This is a genomic window from Flavobacterium sp., from assembly GCF_036405015.1.
In the GTDB taxonomy this organism is placed as follows: Bacteria; Bacteroidota; Bacteroidia; order Flavobacteriales; family Flavobacteriaceae; genus Flavobacterium.
The window spans coordinates 1-1,940 of sequence record NZ_DASWYK010000037.1; the positions used below are offsets into that span (position 1 = coordinate 1).

At 33.1% G+C, this 1,940-nt stretch carries 2 protein-coding genes; both read right to left on the reverse strand.

The window, feature by feature from the left end:
* Positions 1–1,360 (reverse strand): polyphosphate kinase 1 (locus VGE71_RS03010; protein WP_331136969.1); only part of this gene is annotated, 1,360 nt, incomplete at its 3' end.
* 2 nt (positions 1,361–1,362) lie between these two features.
* On the reverse strand, positions 1,363–1,851 hold the full coding sequence (locus VGE71_RS03015) for a SixA phosphatase family protein (RefSeq protein WP_331136970.1): 489 nt from the start codon (positions 1,849–1,851) through the stop codon (positions 1,363–1,365).
* Positions 1,852–1,940: the final 89 nt, after the last annotated feature.

Below are 1,940 nucleotides of genomic sequence, written 5' to 3' on the forward strand. Positions count from 1 at the left end.
CAGTTGAAATGAATCCGTAGCGACGGTTTTTACCTTCTTCCAATCTTTCTATTACACAGATTTTACTATGTACTTTCAATCCTTTTATTCCGAAAATAAGTTCGATTCCTTCGGTCTGCATTTGTTCTGCATAAGAAATATTCGAAGCTTCGTCAAAACGTGCTTGAAGTTCAATCTGTACCACTACTCTTTTACCATTTTTAGCAGCATTAATCAGCGAACTGATAATCTGCGAATTCTTTGCTAAACGGTATAATGTAATCTTGATACTGGTTACTTTAGGATCTAAAGCCGCTTCACGTAAAAACTTAGTTAGATACGAAAACGACTGATAGGGCGCATGAACCAAATAATCTTTTTTGCTTATTTTTTCTAAAATACTTCCTTCCAGACTTAAACCTGGAACCGGTAAAGGTTCGTTTGGTTTATACAATAAATCATAACGTCCTAAATTTGGGAAACTCATATAATCACGGCGGTTATGATATCTACCGCCTGGAATGATACTATCTGTTTCTACAATTTTCATTTTATCTAAAAAGAAATGCAGTGTATCGTCTTCGATTTGACTATCATAAATAAAACGAACTGGTTCTCCTATTCGACGATCTTTTACAGATGAAGCAATTTTTTCGAGCATACTCTTACTCAAATCACTATCAATATCTAACTGCGCATCTCTAGTGATCTTGATCATATGCGCAGAAACGCTTTTATAGTCGAATATATTAAAGATGTTTTTTAGTTTAAAACGAATCACATCATCAATTAGAATTACATATTGTTTTTCATCCTCAGAAGGAAGTACAACAAATCTGTTGATGTTTTTTGGGATTTCGATTAAAGCATAACGAACCTCATCATTGTTTAATTCTAAACGAACAGCCAAATAACCTAAAGTATCTTTTAAAACCGGGAAAACTGCCAAATCATTCAAAATGATAGTTACCAATTCTGGACTTAATTTTTGAGTATAAAAGTCTTTTAGAAAGCATTCCTGTTTTGGCGTAATCTGGCTTTCATTAATGATAAAAATATTTTCGGCTTCAAGTTCCGCTTCAATATTTCCTAGAATACGTAAACTTTCAGACTGCTGCTGAATTACGATTTCGGTAATATCTTTAATCAATTGGTGTGCAGAAATACCACCTAAATATTTTTCTCCAGAAATACCAGAAAGACTTAATCTACGAATGGCCGCATACCGAACTCTAAAAAATTCATCTAAATTGTTTGAAAAAATTCCAACAAAACGCAGTCTGTCTAAAAGTGGAACTGTATTATCTCCGGCTTCCTGAAGAACTCTTGCATTAAACGCTAACCAGCTTTTTTCTCTATCGATATATTTCTGTTCGTACACTGTTATGATTTTAAATCTTTGGGGAAAATAGTTTTATGTGTTTTACCTTTATCTATTGTATTCCAGCTATCGGCCTCAAATTGTAAGGATACAAAGCCAGAAGTTGGAACATTATCTATAAAAACATCTCCAAATTTATTAACAAAATTTGTAATAGCCTCGTTATGTCCAAAAAGAATAACGCTTTCTAAACTATTATCACACGATTTGATAACTTTTTCAAGTTGTCTTTCATCAAAAGTGTACAAATCGTCTCTAAAAACAATACTTTCCAAGGGATAAGAGAGATTTTGTGCAAAAATCAAAGCAGTTTCTGTGGCTCTGGCAGCGGTACTGCTCCAAATTATATAGGTTTTAGGAAGGTAGTCTGAAATATTTACTGAAACTTCATGGGCATCTTTAATTCCTCTCTTCATAAGCGGCCTGTCGAAATCTTTCAAAGGAGCTTCCCAACTTGATTTTGCATGACGTATTAAAATAAGATTTTTCATAGACGGTATATTTAAAAAACCTGGTAAGCAGGCCGATATTTTTATTTAACTTCTAATGTACAAAAGATATTTTAAACCTTTTCTATTTT